Consider the following 21,183-nt stretch of genomic DNA (forward strand, 5'->3'; position numbering starts at 1 on the left):
TGCACTTCGGGCAGCCAGCTCCCACTTGCAGAACACCGAGCGGCTGAGGCACGCGGTTCAAGCTCGCCGGATGCCGAGCCGGGTAAGAGCTGCACTTCGGGCAGCCAGCTCCCACTTGCAGAACGCCGAGCGGCTGAGGCACGTGGTTCAAGCTCGCCGGATGCCGAGCCGGGTAGAAGACTGCGCTCGAGCAGCCAGCTGCTGCTAGCACAACGCCGAACCGGCTAGCTCTCTGTGCTTTGGCAAGGGCTCCTGTTCGCGGGCGGCAGCCGGACCGGGCAGCGGCCTGCGCTCGGGCTGTCGGCTTCTGCTGATCGCGCGCCGTCGCCCGACAGCGGTCTGACCGCCGCTCCCGCTTGTCCGGGCCGCTCGGAGCGCCCGGCTTCGCGTGCGAGGATGTCTGTCATGGAGTTCCTCGTCATCGGCATCATCATCGCGGCCATAGCCGTCATCGGCGCGACCGCCCTGTTCTACCGTGCCCGAGGCCGTCGTCGTCCGGTGGCGCCGCCGGCTGCGGGTCCGTCTGTGACGGGTTCGGCGCAGGGGGTGCCGGCCGGGGGCGGGGGGACCGCTGTGGCTGAGCGGGCGCCGCCTGTCGTCGAGGCCGCGCCGGTGGCGGCCGAGGCCGAGGTGCTGCCGGAGATCGAGGTTCCCGAGCCGACCGCCGGGCGGCTGGTGCGGCTGCGGTCGCGGCTGTCGCGGTCGCAGGGGACGTTGGGGCAGGGTCTGCTGAAGCTGCTGAGCCGGGACAAGCTCGACGAGGCGACGTGGGAGGAGATCGAGGACACCTTGATCGCCGCCGACCTCGGGGTCGGACCCGCGACCGAGCTGGTCGGGCGGCTGCGGACGAACACGCGCGTGCAGGGCAGCCGGACCGTGGACGAGGCTCGGGCGCTGCTGCGCGAGGAGCTGATCGCGCTGATCGACCCGACGCTGGACCGCTCGCTGAAGGTCGCCAAGCACCCCGCCGCCGACGGCGCGCCGGAGCGTCCGGCCGTGGCGATGGTGGTCGGTGTGAACGGGACCGGCAAGACCACGACCACCGGCAAGCTCGCGCGGGTGCTGGTCGCCGACGGCTACACCGTCGTGCTCGGCGCCGCCGACACCTTCCGGGCCGCGGCCGCCGACCAGCTCCAGACCTGGGGTCAGCGGGTCGGCGCCTACACCGTGCGCGGTGCCGAGGGCGCGGACCCGGCGTCGGTGGCGTTCGAGGCGGTGAAGGAGGGCACGGGCATGGGCGTGGACACCGTGCTCATCGACACCGCCGGGCGGCTGCACACCAAGACCGGTCTGATGGACGAGCTGGGCAAGGTCAAGCGGGTCGCCGAGAAGCAGGGCACGGTCGACGAGGTCCTGCTGGTCCTGGACGCCACCACCGGCCAGAACGGCCTGGTGCAGGCCCGGGTGTTCGCCGAGGTGGTGGACGTCACCGGCATCGTGCTCACCAAGCTCGACGGCACCGCCAAGGGCGGCATCGTGGTCGCCGTGCAGAAGGAGCTGGGCGTCCCGGTCAAGCTCGTCGGGCTCGGCGAGGGTCCGGACGACCTGGCGCCGTTCGACCCCGAGGCGTTCGTCGACGCGCTGCTGCAGTAATCCGGGAACACAAAAGGGCGGCCGGATCTCCGGCCGCCCTTTCTCGTGCCCGGTCTCACTCGGTGTCGACCAGCCGCTCGATCCGCTGCACCACATCGGCCTCGAAGCAGTTGTGCATGTGTGTGAGGCCCTTGAACCCGCTCACGCTGTCCAGCACGTGCCGGGTGTTCGCGTAGATCCCCTGCAGGCGTCCGGCCGCCATCGCGATCTGCTTCAGCACCCAGGTCAGCTCCACCTGCGCCTGCGCCGCGACCGCCGGCGTCATCGTGCCCACCGACATCACCTCCTCGACCAGAAACCCGCCGAGGGAGCCGATGAGCAGGTTGATCAGACCGGTGACGGTGCCCTCGGCGAGCGCCGCCTCGCCGCGCAGCCCGCGCAGCGTCTCGGCGGTCTTGGCGAGGTTCTCGGCCAGGGTGTCCAGCTCGGTCAGGAAGTCGGCCAGCAGCGGGTAGAAGTGCTCGGCGGTCTCGTCGTCCCAGGTCTTGTGCAGGGCTCCGGCCGCGGAGCACAGGTCGGTGACCGTCTGCTGGACGTGCGCGTGCGTCGCGTCCCAGGCCTTGGCGGCGCGCTCCAGCTCGTCGGGGTCGCCGGTCAGCTTGTCCAGGAACTCGAACGGGCTCGGCAGGCCGGTGTGGTCCGAGACCCAGGCCAGCAGCCGCTTCTCCAGCCCGGTGATGCCGACCAGGTGGATGTGCGGGTGCGGTACCTCCAGGTGCGGGAAGTGGCGCTTGGCCAGCGCCTCCAGCTTCTCCTGGTCCCGCTCCAGCACATGTTCCGGGCGCGGCTCGGGTTTCTGCCCCTCCGGCAGCGCCTCGGCGCGGGCGATGAAGTCCTCGATGCTGTGGACCTCGGCGGCGGTCTGGCCGATCTGCTCGGTCAGCTCCGCGCCGGGCGCCTCCGCCAGCTTGCGGCGCTGGCTGCGGATCACCAGCACGCCCAGCCCCCACATGCCGAAGATCAGGACCGCGAAGCTCAGGCCCGTGATGAGCATGACGTTCACGAGTCGGCACCCCCCGACTGCTGCGGGATCGTGCGGCGCCAGGGGAAGGCGTCGGGAGCCCACTCAGAGGCCTGCGACGCGGCCGGGTCCGGACCGGCCGGGTTGGCGCCGATCGCGCGCCCGCCGCCGAGTCCGGCGATGAAGTGGTCGATGACCTCGCAGGCCTCGGCGATGTCCTTCTCGGTCTCGGGAAGCCGCTGGTGGTAGGCGTCGCGCACCTCGGTCGCCTCGAACATCTTCCCGAAGGCGAAGTCGTGGACCCGGGCGCCCTCCAGCTTGCCGGGCACTTCGCGCAGCGACGCCTCCGCGGCCCGGAGCGCGGCCACGAACGCGTCCATCGGGTCGGTCCCCTCCGTCGTCACCGAACCCTCCCCTCAGTAGATCCGACGCGGAGCCTACTCCGAGTTGCGCCTTTCACAGCACCCCGCGAACACTGGTTCCCATGTATGAGATCAAGGTCGAGCGCACCGGCGACGGGCGCTACATCGCCACCAACGAGCGCGGCGCCCGCATCGAGCTGAGCGGGGACGGCCAGGGCCCGAACTTCTCCCCGGTGGAACTGCTGCTGATCGCGGTGGCCGGCTGCAACATCGTCACCACCGAGCCGCTCACCGCGCAGCGCGGGCACCGGATGACGACGCTGGCGGCGACCGCGACCTCGGAGAAGGTCGAGCGGAACAAGCTCGGGCCGGTGACGCTGTCCTACAGCGTGGAGCTCCCCGAGGGCGACGCGGACGCCGCGAAGGTGTTCCGGGACGTCGCCGAGCGCGTGGAGGAGCGGCACTGCACGGTCAGCCGCTCGCTGCGCGAGGGCACGCCGGTGAACCTGGACCTCGACGGGGTCTGAGGCCCGACGTCAGTACCCGACCGGGTTGGTGTGCAGGATCCGGTAGAACTGCTTGCTGTCGGACCACACGCCGTTGATGAACAGGTGCGCGCGCGACAGGCCGATCTCCTCGAACCCGCACTTGGCCAGCACCCGCTGCGAGGCGACGTTGTCCACGTTGGTCCCGGCCTCGACGCGGTGGATGTTCCAGCGCTCCAGCGCGTAGCCGCAGACCGCGTTCACCGACGCGGTCGCCAGGCCGCGGCCGTTCAGGGCGGCGTCGACCCAGTAGCCCATCCGGGCGTTGAGGAAGATGCCCAGCTCGATGTTCGACAGCGTGAGGCTGCCGTAGACCTCGGCGTCCCCGCGGTCGAGCGTCCAGCGCTCGACGCGGCCCGCGGCGCGCTCCTCGTCGAACTTCTTCAGCCGCCAGTACTGGCCCTGTTCGGTGTAGAAGTCGTCCGGGCGGATCGGCTCCCAGCGCTCCAGGTGATCGCGGTTGCGCTCGTAGGCGCGCGCGAACGCCGCCGCGTCGGTCAGCCGGACCGGGCGCAGCAGCACATCCTCGGACAGCCGTATTTCCCCACTGGTCATCGCAGCAGGGTAAGGCTCAGACGGTCTCGTCTTCCATTGCGCTCTCGGCTGGGCTGTCGGGAGCCGCCTGCGGTTGAGCCGGCTGGACCGCCTGCGCCGGGAGGATCTTCGGCGCGTCGCTTATGGCGCCGGTCTCCTTGTTGCGCAGCTTCTGGCTGATGACCGTGGTGACGCCGTCCCCGCGCATGGTGACGCCGTACAGCGCGTCGGCGACCTCCATGGTGCGCTTCTGGTGCGTGATCACGATCAGCTGCGAGGTGGCCCGCAGCTCCTCCATGATGTTGATCAGCCGGCCCAGGTTGGTGTCGTCCAGCGCCGCCTCGACCTCGTCCATGATGTAGAACGGCGAGGGCCGGGCCTTGAAGATGGACACCAGGAACGCCACGGCGGTCAGCGACCGCTCGCCGCCGGACAGCAGCGACAGGCGCTTGACCTTCTTGCCGGGCGGGCGCGCCTCGACCTCGATGCCGGTGGTCAGCATGTCCTCGGGGTCGGTGAGGATCAGCCGGCCGTCGCCGCCGGGGAACAGGCGGGAGAACACGCCCTCGAACTCCCGGGCCACGTCGGCGAAGGCCTCGGTGAAGACCTGCTCGACCCGGTCGTCGACCTCCTTGATGATGTCCAGCAGGTCCTTGCGGGTCTTCTTCAGGTCTTCCAGCTGCTCGGACAGGAACTGGTGCCGCTCCTCCAGCGCCGCGAACTCCTCCAGCGCCAGCGGGTTCACCTTGCCCAGGGCCGTGTAGTCCTTCTCGGCCTTCTTCAGGCGGCGCTGCTGCTCGGCGCGGTCGTAGGGCACTGCGATGTCGCCCTCGACGGTCGGCGGGATCGGCACCTCCGGGCCGTACTCGGCGACCAGCACGTCGGCCTCGACGCCGTGCTCGGCCAGCGCCTTCTCCTCCATCTGCTCGATGCGCATCCGGCGCTCGGCGCGGGCCACCTCGTCGCGGTGCACCGAGTCGGTGAGCTTCTCCAGCTCCCCGGACAGCTCGCGGACCCGGACGCGCACGACCTGGATCCCGGCGTCGTGCTCGACCCGCGCGCGCTCGGCCGCCTCGCGCCGCTCCTGGGCCAGCGCCAGCGACTGCTCCAGATGCCGGATGACCTGCTCGAAACCGTGCGCCACGGCTCGGGCGACCTCGGCCTCCTCGGCCAGGCGCTCGGCACGCTCTATGGCCCGCTCGCGAGCCTCGCGCTCCTGCTGCGCGGCGCGGTCCAGCTGGTCGGCGCGGCCGGCCAGGGCCCGCGCGCGCTCCTCGGCGGTGCGCACCGCCAGGCGCGCCTCCATCTCCGCGGTGCGCGCGGCGGTGGCCTGCTGGGCGAAGGTGTCGCGCCGGTCGCTGGACAGCGTGTCGTCGAGTTCTTCGGCGGCGGCGGCGATCTCCTGAGCCTCCAGGAGCTGCCCCTCCAGCTCCTCCACCTGTGCCAGGTCGCGCTCGCGCGCCTCCTCGGCCTTCTCGATCGCGGCGACGAAGCGCTCCACCTCGCTGAGCGCGGCGCGGGCCTGGCCGCCGAGGCGGCCCAGCTGCTGCGCGACCCCGGCCTTCTGGCTGTCGGCCTGGCGGCGCTGCGCCATCAGCGAGTCCACGTGCGCCTTGGCGCTCTGCCGCTCGGCGGTCGCGAACTCCAGCTCGGTGCGCAGCCGCTCGGCCCGCGCCCCGGCCTCGTACAGCTTCTCGGCGGCCTCGTCGACCGCGGCCTGGACCTCCAGCAGGGTCGGCGCCGAGGACGAGCCGCCGCGCGCCGAATCCCGGCCGAGCACGTCGCCGTCCCGGGTCACGGCCCGCACGTCCGGGATCCGCCCGATGAGCTCGGAGGCCTCGGACAGGTCCTCCACGACCGCCATCCGGTTCAGCAGCCGGGTGAACGCCGGGCGCAGCTCCTCCTGGACCTGGATCAGGTCGATGACATAGCGGGCGTCTCCGGGCAGCTGCGGCCATTCGCCGTCATCGGCATAGGAGAGGTCGCCGCCGACGATGACCGTCGCCTGGCCGGCGTCGTCGGCCTTGAGCAGCCGGATGGCGTTCACCGCGCTGTCCACGCTGGTCACCGCGACCGCGTCGGCGGCGGTGCCGAGCGCGGCGGCGACCGCGGCCTCGGCGCCGGACTCCACGGTCAGTATCGCCGCGACGCTGCCGAGCAGGCCCGAGAGCCGGTCGGTGGCGGCCAGCAGGGCGCCGGCGCCGTCCTTGCGGTTCAGGCCGAGTTCGAGGGCTTCCTTGCGGGCGGCGAAGCCGGCGTGCTCCTTCTGCGCCTCGCGCTCGGCGGCGCGCAGCTCGGTGAGCTTCTCCTCGGACTCCGACAGCGCCTGCGAGGCCTGTTCGACCTCGTCGTCGAGCCCGCCGCCGTCCGTCTCCAGGCTCTCGACCTCGGCCTTGAGCTCGTCGTACTCGCGCTGCACGCCGGCGGCCCGGGACCGGGCGTCCTCGGCGGCGGCGCCGAGGCGGCCGATCTCGGCGTCGGCGGCGGCGGCCTTGGACCGCATCGCGCCGACCCGGCCCTCGAGCTTGGCCAGGCTCTCGCGCTGGTCCGCGGCGGCGCGCACGGAGGCGGCCAGCCGCCGCTCCTCCTGCTGCAGCGCGGTCTCGGCGTCGGTGCGCTGCATGACCGCGCCGGCCAGGGTCTCCTGCGCCTCCGCGATCTCCTCGGCGAGGTCGGCCTCTTCCTCACGGATGCGCGCGGCCTCGGCCTGCATCTCCTCGGGGTCGCGGCCGTGCCGCTCCTCGGGGGCGGTGCGCGAGGCGTTGCGGACGCGCTCGACGGCCAGCTGCGCCGAACCGCGGTAGCGCTCCTTCAGGGAGCTGAGGCGATACCAGGTCTCCTGGGTCTGAGCCAGATACGGGACCAGGGCGGCGCCGCGCTGTTCGAGTTCGGATTCCTGAGCCTGCGCCTCGGCGTACAAGCGCTCCAGCTGCTTGCGCCGGACCTTCATCTGCTCTTCGTCGGCGGCCTCCTGCTCGAAGGCCTGCCGCATGCCGACCAGGTCGTCGGCGAGCAGGCGCAGCCGGGCGTCGCGCAGGTCGGACTGGATGACCACGGCGCGGCGCGCCACCTCGGCCTGCCGGCCGAGCGGCTTGAGCTGGCGGCGCAGTTCGCCGGTGAGGTCGGTGAGCCGGGTCAGGTTGGCCTGCATGGCGTCGAGCTTGCGGAGCGCCTTCTCTTTGCGCTTGCGGTGTTTCAGGACGCCGGCCGCCTCCTCGATGAAGGAGCGGCGGTCCTCCGGACCGGCCTGCAGGACCGCGTCCAGCCGGCCCTGGCCGAGGATGACGTGCATCTCGCGGCCGATGCCGGAGTCGGAGAGGAGTTCCTGGATGTCGAGCAGACGGCAGGGATCGCCGTTGATCGCGTACTCCGAGCCGCCGTTGCGGAACATGATCCGCGAGATCGTGACCTCGGAGTAGTCGATCGGGAGCGCGCCGTCGGAGTTGTCGATGGTCAGCGCCACCTCGGCGCGGCCCAGCGGGGCGCGGCCGGTGGTGCCGGCGAAGATGACGTCCTCCATCTTGCCGCCGCGCAGCGACTTGGCACCCTGCTCGCCCATCACCCAGGCCAGGGCGTCCACGACGTTCGACTTGCCCGAGCCGTTCGGGCCGACCACGCACGTGATGCCCGGTTCCAGGCGCAGGGTGGTGGCCGACGCGAAGGACTTGAAGCCGCGCAGGGTCAGGGTCTTCAGGTACACGTGCGGCGACACTCTCCTGCGCTGCCCGCCCGGCGGGCCTGATAAGGGGTCCGGATGACGCCTCGCCTGATCACAAGCCCGGCGACGCTCTTGGCGAGCGTACCCCCTCCAGGACAAGGGACGCCGGAGGTCGCTCCAACGTCCCTTGGGTGGAGATGCCGCTGTTGGGGAATACCAGGACTAGCGGGACAGAGCGGGTTCCCGCTCCAGCTCGCTGAATTCGGAGTCCAGCCCGGTCGAGCTGTACTTCGAAGCGGCCAGCGCCGCGTTCTCGTCCTCGAGGCGGGACACATACGCCTCAAGATCGACGACGCGCTGCTTGAGCCGCCTCATCTCGGAAACCATGCGGTGGTCCACCGCAGCGACATGCCCGAGAAGCGCCTTAGCCATAGTGAGGGTCCTTCACGATGAGTGCCTGGCGTCTTCGCCAGAGCCTCTGTAGGTGTCAACCTGCCAGACAAGGTGGTGCCGTGGTCGCGCACCGGCTGCGGGGGCAGCGTCGTCAGCGTTATGAATCAGCGATGAGGCCGGTGTTTAGCCGGTTTCACCACAGGGCATACCGCGCCGACAAAAAGGAGTGCGCGACTACCAGGGTCGCACCGAAAGGGGTCTTGGGTCAACACGAAGGCAGGCACCGCAAAGCGGACCGCGCGGGCCGTGGTGCCACTCGATCACTTGGGACACCCGGGCGTCAAGCTTTATCCGTGCGGGATCCGCCTTATTCGGAGCGGGAATTCACCCTAGAGGGGCGGGGCGACGAGGAGCGGGACCGGGGTGCCGCGCAAAGCTTTGCCCAAGTCACTCGAACGGGCTAGAGACCCTTTGTAGCTTGGCCGTATGGCCTCAGCGCTTGACGGCGGGAACGCGTCCGCGGACCCGCCGCGCCCGACCAGCCATCGCCGCCGGACCGTCCGCCGACGTCCCAGTCTGCGCAGGTCGGCGGCGACCGCCGTGGTCGCCGGACTGGCGATCACCGCGCCGCTGATGACGCTGCGCGCCCACGACGAAGACACAGTCGCCCTCGGACCGGACACCCCGAACAGCTCAGTGCCGACCTCCGCGGGTCCCCCGAGTGCCGCGACTCCCCCGAACGCCGCAGCGAAGGCACCGGCGCTGGTTCCTTCCCCGGATCCGGCGGCGACCACCGGCAGCCGCTCCCTCCCGCCGGTGTCCCGGGACGCGACGCGGACGCCGACCTCCGCCCTTCCGACGCGGACCGCTTCCACGGCCGGCAGCGGCGCGCCGACCGTACAGATCTCCTCCGATGAAGCCACCTCCTACGAGGCCGAGGTGGTCGCGCTGACCAACGACCAGCGCGCGGCACACGGCTGCCCGGCCCTGCGCGACGACTCCCGGCTGCGCGCCGCGGCCGTCGGCCACAGCGTCGACATGCAGGCGCGGGACTACTTCGACCACAACACCCCCGACGGCGTGACCCCGTGGACCCGCATCGGGGCTCAGGGATATTCCGACCCCTCCGCGGAGAACATCGCCAAGGGGCAGCCCACACCGCAGGCGGTCGTCGAGGCGTGGATGAATTCCGCGGGGCACCGAGCCAACATCCTGAACTGCTCGTCCAAGGCCATCGGCGTGGGAGTGCAGTTCGGACCGGGCGGGCCCTGGTGGACTCAGGACTTCGGCTATTCCTGAGCTGTCCACCCCTGTATCCAGGGCCGTATTCAGGGCCTTAGTGATCACGAAAATCCGTTCCCACCGGTGCGCGAATCCCCTTACTCACCATGCGCCCCAGCGGTAGCATCTGGTGACTTCGGGCGCTTGGAGACCAGGGGGAATCAGCGCATGGACCTACGCACGTGGCAGGAGGCCGGCATCCGGGCCGGCTCCTACAGCGCGCGCCACCGGGGCCGCAGCCCGTTCAGCCCGCTGCGGCCGGCGCCGATCGCCATCGGCAGCCTGTCCACGGCGGCCATCGCCGCCTTCGCCTTCGTCGCGCCGGGAGTCCTGCACGGCACCCCGGCCGGGGCGAGCTCGACGGTCCTGGACGGCGCGCCGAACCGCGTCGCGCCGATGGCGCCGGGCCACGGCGGCGACGCGGCGCCCGGGTTCGTCACCGTCACCGCGCCGGCGAGTTCGTCCTCGGACTCCCCCGCGACGCCGACGAGCACCGCGACCTCCGAACAGGCGGCGGTGAGTTCCAGCCCGGCGCCGTACACCGAGCACACCCCGACCATGTCGGGCAGCTCCTCGCGGCCCTCGCAGCCGCAGCCGAGCCAGTCGCAGGCGCCGCCGTCCACGTCGCCGACCGCGCCGACGTCCCCGGCCTCGCCGACCGCGCCGAGCCAGCGGCCGACCGAACCGCCGACGATCCCGCCGAGCGCCCCGGTCGTCCCGCCGCCGACCTCCAGCACGACCACCACGCCCTTCAACTCCTCGGCCGCGGTCTCCTCCGCCCTGAGCGAGATCGGCCGAGCCCGCGGGCAGCAGGGCGTCAGCCTGATGAGCGTGAACACGCTGCTGACCAAGGCGGCGAAGGTCCACTCCGTGGACATGGCGCGCACCGGCGACTTCAGCCACATCGGCTCCGACGGCTCGGACCCCTTCAGCCGCGCGGCGAACGTGGGCTGCTTCTCGCTGTCCCAGGAGCTGATCGCGCACGGCAAGCCCGGCGACGACGTCATCGGCGCGCTGATGCGCGACCCGGCTTCCAAGCGGGCGCTGCTGTCGTTCTGGAACAGCACGATCGGCGTCTCGGCCCAGCTGGACCCGGCGACCGGCGACGTGTACTGGACGATCGAGCTGGGCTGGGTCTAGTCCCTGGTCGGGCTCCGGGCGTTCACCCGCATTGCGGAGGCGTTCACCCGCATTGCGGAGACTCCGTGCTGCCGCGCGCCCTCGGTCGTTGAACCAAGGCGTGCGTAGACCAAGGATCGAAGACCTCCGTCCGTCCCGGCTGCCGGCGACCGTCCTCGCGGCGGTCGTCGGCACGGGTTCGGCGTTGCTGCTGATACTGCGTTTGTTCGTCCCGCGGCCGGTCGGGGTCGCCGACAACTACGACGGCGTCCGGCTGATGTGCCACCTCGGCGTGGACGTGCGGCTGCCGAAGAACACCCCCCGGCTGCGCGACTACGTGTACTACCGCTACGACCACCTCGCGCACTTCAGCTGCCAGCGGCACGCGCTCGGCTCGATCCGGCTGCCGGACGTGCCGTACCAGAGCAGCCAGGTGCTGGTGCTGTACTCGGGGCGGCTGCTCACGCGGGTGCTCGGGCTGCCGGGCTACCTGGACCTGCGCGCCGTCGGCATCGTGTGCTGCGTGCTGATCGGCGGGGCGGTCGGGCTGCTGTACCGGGTCGCGGCGCTGCGGCACCGGTACCGGCTGCTGCTGTGCGCCGCGGTGGTGGGGGTCGTCGCGGACACGGTGTTCATCGACTACGCGGTCTCGCCGTTCAGCGAGATCGCGTCGATCATCGGGCTGCTGTACGTCGCGGCCGGCGTGCTGATGCTGGCCGGGCCGAGCCGTCGGCGGCGGTTGGCGGGCATCGCGGTGACGGGGGTGTCAGGGCTCTTCCTGCTCACCGCCAAGACGCAGAACGTGCCGGCGATGCTGCCTCTGGCGCTGGTACTGCTGGCGCCGGCGGTCCCGGTGCCGCTTGCTCGGCTGCGCACGCTGGACCGGCGGCTGAGGCAGCGGCTGACCGGGCTGGTGGCCGTCGTGGTGATGGCGGCCGGCGCGTTCGCGGTGTCGGGCAACGAGGACAAGCGGACGGCGCGGCTGACCGAGGCGAACTTCGTGACCGTGACGCTGCTGCCGACCTCGGCGCATCCGCAGCGGGACCTCGCGGAGTTCGGGGCGCCGTCCTGGGTCGCGGACTACGCCGGGGCGCCGCCGTGGTGCGCGCCGCCTGCCCTGCAGGACTCCGCCGCCTACCAGAAGTTCACGCAGGGCTTGTCCCATCAGCGGATCCTCGGGTTCTTCGCGGACCATCCGACGCGGCTGCTGCCGGTGCTGAACCGTGTCGCAGCGTACTTCTACAAGCCGCGCCCGACCTCCACGCTCTGCGGTCCCGGGCCGCACGGCACGCACGGCCCGCAGGTCATGGTCCTGCCGCAGCTGGCGAACTACACGCACATGGGGCACACGCCGCGCGGTCTGCTGGACCGGCGCTGGGCGCCGGTCACCGACGCGCTCGGGCTGCTGCGCGGCGCCGGGATGGGGACGCTGCTCCTGCTGTGGCTGCTTCCGGCGGCGGCTGTGGCGGCGACGCGGCGTCGGCGGGCGTTGCGGGGTGTGGGGGCGGTGCGGGGCGTGGGGGCGGTGCTCGGGCTGCTGCTGGCGGTGGCGGTGACGCAGTTCGGCGCGTCCGCGTTCGCCGACGGGATCGACACCGCGAAGCATCTCGATCTCGCGGTGCTCGCCACGGCGCTGGCGTGGGTGTTCGCCGCGGTGGAGGTGCTGGCGGCGGTGACGAGGCGGGATCGGCGCGACGTGTCCGAGACGGCGGGGATTCCGCGTCCTGCTTCGGTACAGGCTTCAGAACCGGTGCGCTGAACGCAGCGCGGATAGACGAAGACGGCGATGCCGCGGGATCCGGAAGGACTCTGCGGCATCGCCGTTTCGCTGTGCTTCGCCTTGCTGGAGGCGCCTGTCGTTAGAGGCACCTGTCAGAGGCGCCTGGCGCGGGCGGTCAGACTCGCTGGTCGCTCTTGGCTTCCTCGACCCGGCGGCGCGGCACGATCGGGGCGTCGCGGCCGGTGCCGGAGGTTCCGGAGGCGCTGGAGCCGCCCGACGCGGGCTTCTGGTCCGCGGCCTCCTCGTGGTACTCCTCCTCGACGTTCACCGTCCACACGTCGTGCGTGGTGCCGGTGGCGATGTTCTCGGCGGTGAGCATCGCCGTCATCATCGAGTGGTCCTGGTTGTTGTAGCGGTGCATGCCGTTGCGGCCGACCGGGTGCACGTTCGGCGCCTCGCGGGCGAGCCACTCGCGGATGACCTCGACGTTGCCCCGGTAGTACTCGTCGTAGACCGGGTACGCCTTCGGCATCCGCACCACGTAGCCCTCCTCGACGGCGTCCGAGGACACCAGGCCGAGAGCTTCGAGTTCCTGCGCGCCCTGCTTGATCAGGACGTCGTCGGCGGCCTCCCACAGGTCGTCGCCCTCGGAGACGAAGTACTCCAGCCCGAGGCAGGTGCGCCCCTCCTTGACCAGGTACGGCGACCAGGAGCCGAAGTTCTGGATCCGGCCGACGCGGACGCCGGGGGTGTGGATGTAGATCCAGTTGTCGGGGAAGCCGGCGGACTCCGGCACGACCAGCGCGACGGTGAGGAAGTCGCGGTAGCGCAGGTCGTCGGCGGCGGCGAGGACCTCGGCCGGCGCCGGCGGGTCCATCGCGCGCACCAGCGCGGAGATCGGCATGGAGGAGATCACGTGGTCGGCCGGGACGGTGCGCTCGCCGTCGGCGTCCTTCACGGTCACCGCGACGGCGCCGCCCTCGGCGCGGTGCACGGTCCTGACCCAGGTGTTCATCACGACCGAGCCGCCGCCGTCGGCGACCAGGTCCCGGCAGCGCTCCCACATCATGCCGGGACCGTACTTCGGGTACTGGAACTGCTCGATCAGGCTGGTGATCTGCTTCTGGTTGCGCTTGGGCGCCAGCGCGTTGGCGACCGCCTTGAACAGCGACAGGTTCTTGATGCGCTGGGCGGCCCAGTCGGCCTCGATCTCGTTGGCCGGCATACCCCACACCTTCTCGGTGTAGGTCTTGAAGAAGATCGAGTAGAGCCGGAAACCGAAGCGTGCGGCGACCCAGCCCTCGAACTTGGTCTGGTCCTTCGGCGGCTTGATCTGCGCCCAGACGTAGGACCCGACGCAGCGCACGGCCTCGACCACACCCAGCCCGGACAGCGCGTTGCCGGCCTTGAGCGGGTAGTCGAACAGCTTGCCGCGGTAGTGGATGCGGCTCATGCGCGGCCGCATCAGGAAGTCCTCGTCGGGGAGGATCTCGTGCCACAGCGCCTCCACCGGTCCGGCCTTGGTGAAGAAGCGGTGGCCGCCGATGTCGAAGCGCCAACCCCCGCGCTCCACGGTCCGGCTGATCCCGCCGACCACGTCGTCGGCCTCGAACACGGCCGGCCGCACACCGGCCTTGACCAGCTGGTAGGCGGCGGTCAGCCCGGCCGGCCCGGCACCGATGACGACGACGGCGGGCGCGTCGGGCGCACCCTGTCCGGATTCTGGTGCTTGTGAGGAGATTGTTGACACGACGCCCCAACGATCCCCGAAGGCGTCGAGTAACGCGTATTACGCCATTAGGTGATGGAATCAGGAGTTTGCCGGTTCGGGTACCACTCGCGACCCGTCCGGTGCGGTAGCGGCGGGGGCGGGGGCGGGGAGGCTGAGGGGGACGGCGGGGGTCGGCGGCGGCGCGGCGGTGGCGGTGGCGACCCACACCAAGGCGATCAGCCCCGCCGCCCCGAGCACCGCGACGCCGAGCACCGTGAGCGACCCGACAGCCGGATGCCAGGACCCGCCGAACGGATTCACCGGGGCGTTGGGACCGGCCTGGACGCGCGTCATCTCCACGGCGAGCACCCAGAGCTGGCAGAACGCGGCGCCGAGCGCGAACAGGCGCGGGATGCGGCGTTGCAGCACCGACGGCAGCTCTGCGGCGTTCCCAGAGGCCAGCAGCACGGCGGTCCCGGCCAGACCGGGCAGGAAGTAGCGGCCGTACTGGGACCAGCCGAGCGTGCCGAGGAACTTGATCTCCAGCAGCACGGTGATGCCGAGCGACGCCGCCGCGACCGCGAGCGCCACGACCACCACGCGCCGGCTCCGCAGCATGGCGAGCGGGATGAGCACTGCTGCTGATAATGCCGCCCACAGCATGGGAACCCACGAAGCCTGCACGTCCAGCGCGAACGCCTCGCTGAACCAACCGCCGACCCGGTTCACGGCGATCAGCCGCAGCAGGGTGCTGACGCGATGGTCGGCGAGGTGGACGGCGATGAGGGTGTGAGTGACCTTGTCGTTGCCGGAGACGACGTTCCACGCCATCCCGAGCGCCCCGACCACAGCCCACGCAGCAGCCACGAGGCGGGCAGCACGCCACCGCAGCAACTCCTGAAGCCGACCGCGTTCCGCCACCGCCAACGAACCGCCGACCGCGAGCGCGAACCAGAACGGGCCCTCGGCACGGACGGTCAGGACGACGGCGCCGGAAATCGCGGCGAGGAGGAGAAGCGCGGGTTGGGAGAATGTGTGCTCAGAGATTGCTGGAGAGTCAGGATCGACCTCCATCGCCCGCCGCATTCGCGCCGCGCCCGCATCGAAATACGCCTCCCAAGCGTCTCGCAGCCGCGCATCGCTCGCCACAGAGTCAGCCTCAGCCGCCGCAGAAGCTCGCCGCATCAGCCGCACCCGCGCCGCCTCGGCCTCCGCCGCAGCCCCTCGCCTCAGACGCGACCGCCGCAACACGCCGCCGACCACCGAGCGTGCCGCAGAGCCCGCATTCGCCGACACCGCTGATGTCGCCCGCGCCAGGTCCACCAAGCACACCCACAGCAGCAGCGCCGCCGAGATCTCGATGCCGTTGGGGTTCACCGTCGCGTTGAGGGCGATGGTGGTCGGGGTCAGCACCGTGAGGAGTGCGGCTAGGAGCAGGGGGCGGCGGGTGCGGATCGCGATGGTGGCGGCGGTGGCTGCGAAGGCTGAGGCGAGGAGGGCTGCCAGGATGCGGCTCAGCACGATGCCGGTCGTGGTTGGCCAGAAGCGGAGTGGGGCGCCTACTGCGAGGTAGTACAGGGGGTTGTAGCGGCCTACCCAGGAGACCACGCGGGTTTTGGCGTGGGTGGCGGGGGCGGGTTCTTGGCAGGTGGCGCTGCGTGCGACCCAGCTTTGGTCCTGGTGGAGGTTTGGGAAGTAGACGCAGAGGGCGTTGGGGGGGAGCAGGCTCTTGGGGACCTCGAAGGCTGCTCCTGGGCGGTGGACCAGGGGGTCTTCGCCTTGGGGGGCTAGGAGGTGGCCGGTTACGGCTCCGTAGGCGCGCTCGATGTGCTGGCGTTCGTCGGTGGTGCCGTCGGGGGGCATGGCGAGGGACCAGGCGGCGGCCAGGAGGGCGAAGGCTGCGAAGGCTGTGCGCCAGGTTCTGTGCAGGGGGGATCGGTGCAGGGGGGATCGGTGCTGCCGCGCGGGCACGGTCGGGGACATGGGTCAGCCTCCTGTGGTGGCGCGGGGTGTTCTGCGGACGCTAGACCACGGGGCGGGGCGGGGGGTGCGGGGACACACGTGCGTCACCGGAAGCGGTGAACATCGAAGCCGTTCGGCGGAGCAGCCGGTGCCGGGGGCGGGAGTGGCTCGTTGTGCATCATCGGCGCGCGCCCCGTCCGCAGCGTGCGTCAAGCGCCACGCCCGAGGAGTCCTGCGTTGAGTGTCACGCCCCCGGCCCTGCGGCCGCCGGCCCCCCGTCGTCCGAGCCGTCCGAGCCGCCCCAGCCGTCCGGCCGCCGACGCCCCGGCCGGTCCCGGCGTCCCCCGGGCGCGGCGCTGGCTGGGGCGGGTGCCGGGAGCCCCGGCGGGGCGCCCTGCGCTGCGCCCGCTGCGCTCGCTCCGTCCGCTCCACCCGCGCACCGATGCCGGGACCGCCGCGCTGGTCGCGGTGGTCGTCGCGGTGCTGGCGCAGATCCCGCTGCTGACCAACCGGTTCTTCTACCTGTGGGACGACAGCGCCGCGGAGTTCCTGCCGGTCTGGAACCGCATCGGCACCGATCTGCTGCACGGGCACTGGAACCCGCTGGTGCCGGGCATGTGGAACGGCGGCAACTTCGCCGCCGAGGCGCTGTTCGGGATCTGGAACCCGGTCGAGCTGCTGGACGCGCTGTTCACCGCGCTGTCCGGTGACCTGCTGATCGCCGCGATCGTGATCAAGACCCAGTTCCTGGTGCTGCTGACGCTGGGCATCTACGCGGTCTGCCGCGAGTACCGCGCGGGCCGGGCCGCCGCGGCGGTCGTCGCGGTCGCGCTGCCGTTCTCCGGCTTCACGCTCTACTTCGACGCCGCCTCCTGGATCGCCGGCCTCATGGGCTTCGCCTGGACCGCGCACTTCTGGTGGTCCGCGCGCCGCTATATGCGCGGCCGCCTGAACCCGGTGGTGCCGATCATCTTCGGGTTGATGATCGTCACCACCGGCAACCCGTACGGCCTGCTCGGCATGGTGGTCGTGGCGAGCGCGCTGGCGGCGGAGTCGCTGGCGGCCCGCGACCGCCGCGCGATCTGGCGGCTGGCCGGGGTCAGCGCGGTGGCGGCTTCGGCGGCCGCGCTGGTGTTCCTGCCGCTGGTGCTCAGCGCAGCGGTGACCACCCGCTCGCCGGGCTCGGGCATCATGAACACCGGCTTCCTGGTCCCCGGCGTCGGCGATCTGCTGAACCTGTCCGCGCCGGCCTACCTGCCGCACTCGGTGTCCTGGCACATGGCGTTCTGGTCCGTGCCGGCGACGTATCTGGCGTGGTTCATCGCCCCGCTCGCGCCGTGGCTGGACTGGCGGCGGGTGACCCACCGGCCGCGCACGCTGATCGGCGTCGGGCTGCTCGCGGTGGTCTATCTGGCGATGGCGGTCGGCCCGTCGCAGATCTGGCTCTTCCGCTGGCCGCTGCGCGTCATCGAGTACGCCTACCTGGGACTGTGCATCGTGCTGGCGCTGGCGCTCACCGAGGCGCCGCGCACCGACCTGCCCCGGCGCCGTGCGGCGGTGACCGCGGCGATCATCGTGGTCGGCGGCTACCTGTCGTGGTCGGCGCAGCCTGGCCGGTTCCACACCGTCATCGCCGCGACCGCCCTCGTCGGCGTCCTGTCCTGGCTGATGGTCCGCCGGGTGCGAGCCGGACGGCCGCTGTCCCGGCTGCTGATCGGCGGGACGGTCGCCGTGCTGGGCTTCCAGGCGCTGGCGTTCCCGGCCAACCAGAACGTCACCAACTGGCATCCGCAGCACGACGTGGCTTCGATGAAGCAGCACTTCGACAAGCTCTACCAAGGCAACACTCTGATGGTCGGCGACCCGCTGACCGAGGCCGACCGGCTCGGGCGGCGGCAGGTGTGGCACGACCTGCCCGGCGGCAACCTGCTGCAGGTCGCGGGGGTGACGAGCCTGAACAACTACACCGGCGTCTCCTACCGCGCCTACATGCGGCACCTGTGCATGTCGTACTACGGCGGCACATGCCAGTCGCTCTTCGCCAGGCTGTGGCACAAGGACACCGACTCCGCCGCCGACCTGGCCGATCTGCTGCGGCTGCAGACCGTGGTGGTGCAGACCCGGCAGTCGGTGCTGAAGGCCCTGAATCCGCCGCCGCCGGCCGCCGGGAAGACGCCCACGAAGCCGCTGGTGCTCCCGGCCGGCTGGACCGTGCGGGAGCTCGACGCCCACACGCTGGTGCTGAACCGTCGCAACGCCCTGCCGTGGCCGAACGGACGGGTCTCCTACACGGCGCCGGGCGTCCACGTCACGGCGGACGACATCGCCTCGGACGGCGTCGGCGAGACCCTGCGCTACACGGGATCGGGCGAGGTCCGGATCGCGGCGCTGCTGTGGCCGGGGTGGCACGCGACCGTCGACGGGCACGCGGCGAAGCTGAAGGGGACGGACGTCGGGATCATTAAGGTCCTGCTGCCGCCCGCGCGCAGCGGCGGCAGCACGCTGAAGCTGAGCTTCCAGCCGCCGGGCTACCGGATCGGGGAGGCGATGGCGCTGCTCGGGCTGGGTCTCGCCGGGCTGATCATCGCGCTCTGGTATCGCAGCCGGCGGCGGCTGCGGGCGGAGGTGGCGGGGACGGCCGCAATGGCGGTGCCAGTTCCGGCGCCGGCTTCGGCTTCGGTTCCGGCTCCGGTTCCCGCTAGCGAGGCAGCCGCTGACACTTCGGACAGAAGTAGCTCGACCGATTCATGAACGACTCGCGCTTGATCGGCGTCCCGCAGCGTTCGCAGGGCTCTCCTTCGCGGCCGTAGGCGTGCAGCGACCGGGCGAAGTAGCCGCTCTCGCCGTTGACGTTCACATACAGGCTGTCGAAGGACGTCCCGCCGACGGCGAGAGCGGCGGTCATCACCTCGCGCGCCGCCTCGAGCACCCGGTCGGTGTCGGGGCGGCGCATCTTCGAGGTCGGGCGGTCGTAGTGCAGGCGCGCGATCCACAGCGCCTCGTCGGCGTAGATGTTGCCGATACCGCTGACCCGGGTCTGGTCCAGCAGCGCGCGCTTCAGGCCGGTGTTGCGGCGGCGCAGCTCGCTGTGGAAGAAGTCGACGTCGAACTCGGGGTCCAGGACATCGCGCGCGATGTGGACGACGGAAGCCGGGACGACCACGCCCTGCCGGTCGTGCTCCAGCTTCTCCAGCGCCATGCCGCCGAAGGTGCGCTGGTCGACGAAGCGCAGCTCGGGACCATCGTCGGCGAAGGTGAAGCGGATGCGCAGGTGCTTCTCATCCGGAGTACCGGAGGGCTGGAGCAGCAGCTGGCCGCTCATCCCGAGATGCCCGGTCACCGCCTCGCCGACACTGGTCTCGCCCTCACCGAGCGGCAGCCACAGGAACTTGCCCCGGCGCTCCGCGCTGAGCAGCGTGAGCCCGGCGGCACGCGCGGCGAAGTCCTCGGGTCCATCGGGATGGCGGCGGATCGCCCGCGGATGCAGCACCTCGGCGGCGGCGACGGTGCGCCCGACAGCCCAGCGTTCCAGACCGCGGCGGACGACTTCTACTTCAGGCAGTTCGGGCACGGGCTGAGCGTACCGAAGCGCACTGTCAGGAACCGCCGAACACCAGCACCCAGCAGCGGGCCGCACCCCTCAGGAAGCGTCCGCCGCCGGATCCGGCTCGATGTCGTAAGGCCCGTGGGTCAGCTTGCGGTCGCCCGCGGGACCCGGGAGCACGCCTTTGGCGGCCAGCGCCTCGGCGTGCGTCTCGCGGATGGTGCGCCAGGCTTCCTCGGCGGCTTGCTGCTCGGCTTCCTTCTTCGAGCGGCCGGAGCCGTGGCCGTAGACGGTGCCGCCGACGCAGGCGTCGGCCTCGAAGAACTTGTCGTGGTCCGGGCCGGTCTCGGTGACGCGGTAGTCCGGGACGCCGATGCCGGCGACGGCGGTCAGCTCCTGCAGGGAGGTCTTCCAGTCCAGGCCGGCGCCGAGGGTCGCCGAGGTGGCGATCAGCGGGCCGAACAGGCGGCGGACCAGGTCGAAGGCGACCTCGATGCCGTGGTCCAGGTAGACCGAGCCGATCAGGGCCTCGAGGGTGTCGGCGAGGATGGAGGCCTTGTCGCGGCCTCCGGTGGTCTCCTCGCCGCGCCCGAGCTTCACGTAGTCGCCCAGGCGGAGTCCGCGGGCGACCTCGGCCAGGGCCTTGGAGTTCACCACGGCCGAACGCAGCTTGGCGAGCTGCCCCTCGGGCAGCTCGCTGTGCGTGGTGTAGAGCGTGTCGGTGACCACCAAGCCCAGCACCGAGTCGCCGAGGAACTCCAGGCGCTCGTTGGTGGGCAGGCCGCCGTTCTCGTACGCGTACGAGCGGTGGGTCAGGGCCCGGTCGATGAGCCGGGCGTCAACGGGCAGACCGAGACGGGCGATGAGGTCCTCCGGCGGGGCGGAGGCTCCTGTCCCGCCCTTGCCGGACCTGTTCGAAGACGCCACAGCTATCGAGATCTCCGGTGGACTCAGACCTCGACGACCTGGCGGCGGTCATAGGTGCCGCAGTTCGCGCACAGGTGGTGCGGGACCTTCGTCTGGCCGCAGTTCTCGCAGGCCACCAGGGTCAGCGGCGCGGCCTTCCACTGGGCACGGCGGGAACGGGTACGGCTGCGGGACTTCTTGCGCTTCGGGACGGCCACGGGCCTACTCCTGGTCTCGGGCGGGCGGGGCGACCGGCGCCGTACCGCTGTTGCTTGCTACTTGGTCCTTCAGGTCCGCCAAGGCCGCCCACCGGGGGTCGGCGGTCTCGTGCGAGTGTTCCGGGTCGTCGTTCAGGTTGACCCCGCATTCGGGGCACAAACCCTGGCAGTCGTCCCGGCACAGCGGTGCCGACGGCAGTGCGAGCACCACCGCGTCGTGCACGATCGGCTCGAGGTCGAGCAGATCGTTGACGAGGAACACCGCGTCCTCATCGCCTCCCGTGTCTTCACCCGGGAAGAAGAACAGTTCCTGGAACTCGGCCTCGACATCGAGGTCCAGCGGGTCCAGGCACCGGACGCACTCCCCGGCGACCGCGGCACTCACAGTACCGGTCGCGAGGACCCCCTCCACGACGGCTTCCAGCCGCGCGTCGAGATCCACGTCCGAACCCGCCGGCACGCTGGCGACCCCGTCCTTGTCCCCGATGGACTCCGGCGCCGGTACGGTCTCGTGCAGTTTGCGCATCGATCCCGGGCGCCGGCCGAAGTCTTGGGTGTCCACGACATACGGCGAGCGGGGGTCGGGCTGCGCCGGCTTCTTCGGCGTCGTGCCAGGCATGATCCCTCTATCGTCGGGTGTGGTGGACCTCAAGGCGAAAGGCGGCGTACGTCAGCC

At 71.3% G+C, this 21,183-nt stretch carries 17 protein-coding genes; 6 read left to right on the plus strand and 11 right to left on the minus strand.

Going from position 1 to position 21,183, the window contains the following annotated elements; translation table 11 throughout:
* Positions 1-405 precede the first annotated feature (405 nt).
* Positions 406-1,593, plus strand: a complete 1,188-nt coding sequence (ftsY, locus tag CACI_RS39535) for a signal recognition particle-docking protein FtsY (protein ID WP_015796551.1) — start codon at positions 406-408, stop codon at positions 1,591-1,593.
* 55 nt (positions 1,594-1,648) lie between these two features.
* Here ftsY and CACI_RS39540 read toward each other — a convergent pair whose 3' ends face one another.
* The gene (locus CACI_RS39540; protein WP_015796552.1) at positions 1,649-2,587 is read right to left on the minus strand and encodes a WXG100 family type VII secretion target; all 939 of its coding nucleotides are present in this window, start codon (positions 2,585-2,587) and stop codon (positions 1,649-1,651) included.
* 5 nt (positions 2,588-2,592) lie between these two features.
* Positions 2,593-2,958, minus strand: a complete 366-nt coding sequence (locus tag CACI_RS39545; RefSeq protein WP_015796553.1) for a hypothetical protein — start codon at positions 2,956-2,958, stop codon at positions 2,593-2,595.
* Between the two features lie 80 nt (positions 2,959-3,038).
* On the opposite strand from CACI_RS39545, the gene CACI_RS39550 reads away from it, so the two are divergent.
* Positions 3,039-3,443, plus strand: coding sequence for an OsmC family protein (locus CACI_RS39550; protein WP_015796554.1), 405 nt, complete (start codon positions 3,039-3,041; stop codon positions 3,441-3,443).
* A gap of 9 nt (positions 3,444-3,452) precedes the next feature.
* Here CACI_RS39550 and CACI_RS39555 read toward each other — a convergent pair whose 3' ends face one another.
* The 3 genes from CACI_RS39555 to CACI_RS39565 all read right to left on the minus strand — a co-directional run bounded on the left by CACI_RS39555 (position 3,453) and on the right by CACI_RS39565 (position 8,085).
* Positions 3,453-4,016: a GNAT family N-acetyltransferase gene (locus CACI_RS39555; RefSeq protein ID WP_015796555.1), complete on the minus strand. Its 564-nt coding sequence runs from the start codon at positions 4,014-4,016 to the stop codon at positions 3,453-3,455.
* Positions 4,017-4,032: 16 nt separating this feature from the next.
* A complete protein-coding gene (gene smc / locus CACI_RS39560; protein ID WP_083795972.1) occupies positions 4,033-7,695 on the minus strand; it encodes a chromosome segregation protein SMC in 3,663 nt (1,220 codons plus the stop codon).
* Between the two features lie 180 nt (positions 7,696-7,875).
* Positions 7,876-8,085 (minus strand): hypothetical protein, encoded by a 210-nt coding sequence (locus tag CACI_RS39565; protein WP_015796557.1) that lies wholly within the window; start codon positions 8,083-8,085, stop codon positions 7,876-7,878.
* Between the two features lie 447 nt (positions 8,086-8,532).
* Here CACI_RS39565 and CACI_RS39570 point away from each other — a divergent pair, with 447 nt between their 5' ends.
* The 3 genes from CACI_RS39570 to wsfD all read left to right on the plus strand — a co-directional run bounded on the left by CACI_RS39570 (position 8,533) and on the right by wsfD (position 12,205).
* A complete protein-coding gene (locus CACI_RS39570; RefSeq protein ID WP_049871869.1) occupies positions 8,533-9,345 on the plus strand; it encodes a CAP domain-containing protein in 813 nt (270 codons plus the stop codon).
* A 150-nt stretch (positions 9,346-9,495) separates the two neighbouring features.
* Positions 9,496-10,467, plus strand: a complete 972-nt coding sequence (locus CACI_RS53760; protein ID WP_015796559.1) for a CAP domain-containing protein — start codon at positions 9,496-9,498, stop codon at positions 10,465-10,467.
* A 100-nt stretch (positions 10,468-10,567) separates the two neighbouring features.
* Entirely contained in the window at positions 10,568-12,205 is a 1,638-nt protein-coding gene (wsfD, locus tag CACI_RS39585) for a glycan biosynthesis hexose transferase WsfD (protein ID WP_015796560.1), read from the plus strand.
* Between the two features lie 136 nt (positions 12,206-12,341).
* On the opposite strand, the gene CACI_RS39590 is transcribed toward wsfD, so the two are convergent.
* Both CACI_RS39590 and CACI_RS39595 read right to left on the minus strand, forming a co-directional pair.
* Complete coding sequence (locus CACI_RS39590; protein WP_015796561.1) at positions 12,342-13,916, minus strand: NAD(P)/FAD-dependent oxidoreductase; 1,575 nt, start codon at positions 13,914-13,916, stop codon at positions 12,342-12,344.
* 60 nt (positions 13,917-13,976) lie between these two features.
* Positions 13,977-15,860 (minus strand): DUF2142 domain-containing protein, encoded by a 1,884-nt coding sequence (locus CACI_RS39595; RefSeq protein WP_015796562.1) that lies wholly within the window; start codon positions 15,858-15,860, stop codon positions 13,977-13,979.
* Between the two features lie 216 nt (positions 15,861-16,076).
* Between CACI_RS39595 and CACI_RS39600 the strand changes: the two genes are divergently transcribed.
* On the plus strand, positions 16,077-18,590 hold the full coding sequence (locus CACI_RS39600; protein ID WP_015796563.1) for a hypothetical protein: 2,514 nt from the start codon (positions 16,077-16,079) through the stop codon (positions 18,588-18,590).
* Here CACI_RS39600 and mutM read toward each other — a convergent pair.
* From mutM to CACI_RS39620, 4 genes are all read right to left on the minus strand, one after another.
* The gene (gene mutM / locus CACI_RS39605) at positions 18,538-19,410 is read right to left on the minus strand and encodes a bifunctional DNA-formamidopyrimidine glycosylase/DNA-(apurinic or apyrimidinic site) lyase (RefSeq protein WP_015796564.1); all 873 of its coding nucleotides are present in this window, start codon (positions 19,408-19,410) and stop codon (positions 18,538-18,540) included. The two genes, CACI_RS39600 and mutM, sit on opposite strands and share 53 nt — an antisense overlap.
* Before the next feature lie 69 nt (positions 19,411-19,479).
* Positions 19,480-20,310 (minus strand): ribonuclease III, encoded by an 831-nt coding sequence (gene rnc, locus CACI_RS39610; RefSeq protein WP_015796565.1) that lies wholly within the window; start codon positions 20,308-20,310, stop codon positions 19,480-19,482.
* 23 nt (positions 20,311-20,333) lie between these two features.
* Positions 20,334-20,507, minus strand: coding sequence for a 50S ribosomal protein L32 (rpmF, locus tag CACI_RS39615; RefSeq protein ID WP_015796566.1), 174 nt, complete (start codon positions 20,505-20,507; stop codon positions 20,334-20,336).
* Positions 20,508-20,511: 4 nt separating this feature from the next.
* Positions 20,512-21,126, minus strand: a complete 615-nt coding sequence (locus CACI_RS39620) for a YceD family protein (protein ID WP_015796567.1) — start codon at positions 21,124-21,126, stop codon at positions 20,512-20,514.
* Between the last annotated feature and the right edge of the window lie 57 nt (positions 21,127-21,183).

The organism is Catenulispora acidiphila DSM 44928 (assembly GCF_000024025.1).
GTDB lineage: Bacteria > Actinomycetota > Actinomycetes > Streptomycetales > Catenulisporaceae > Catenulispora > Catenulispora acidiphila.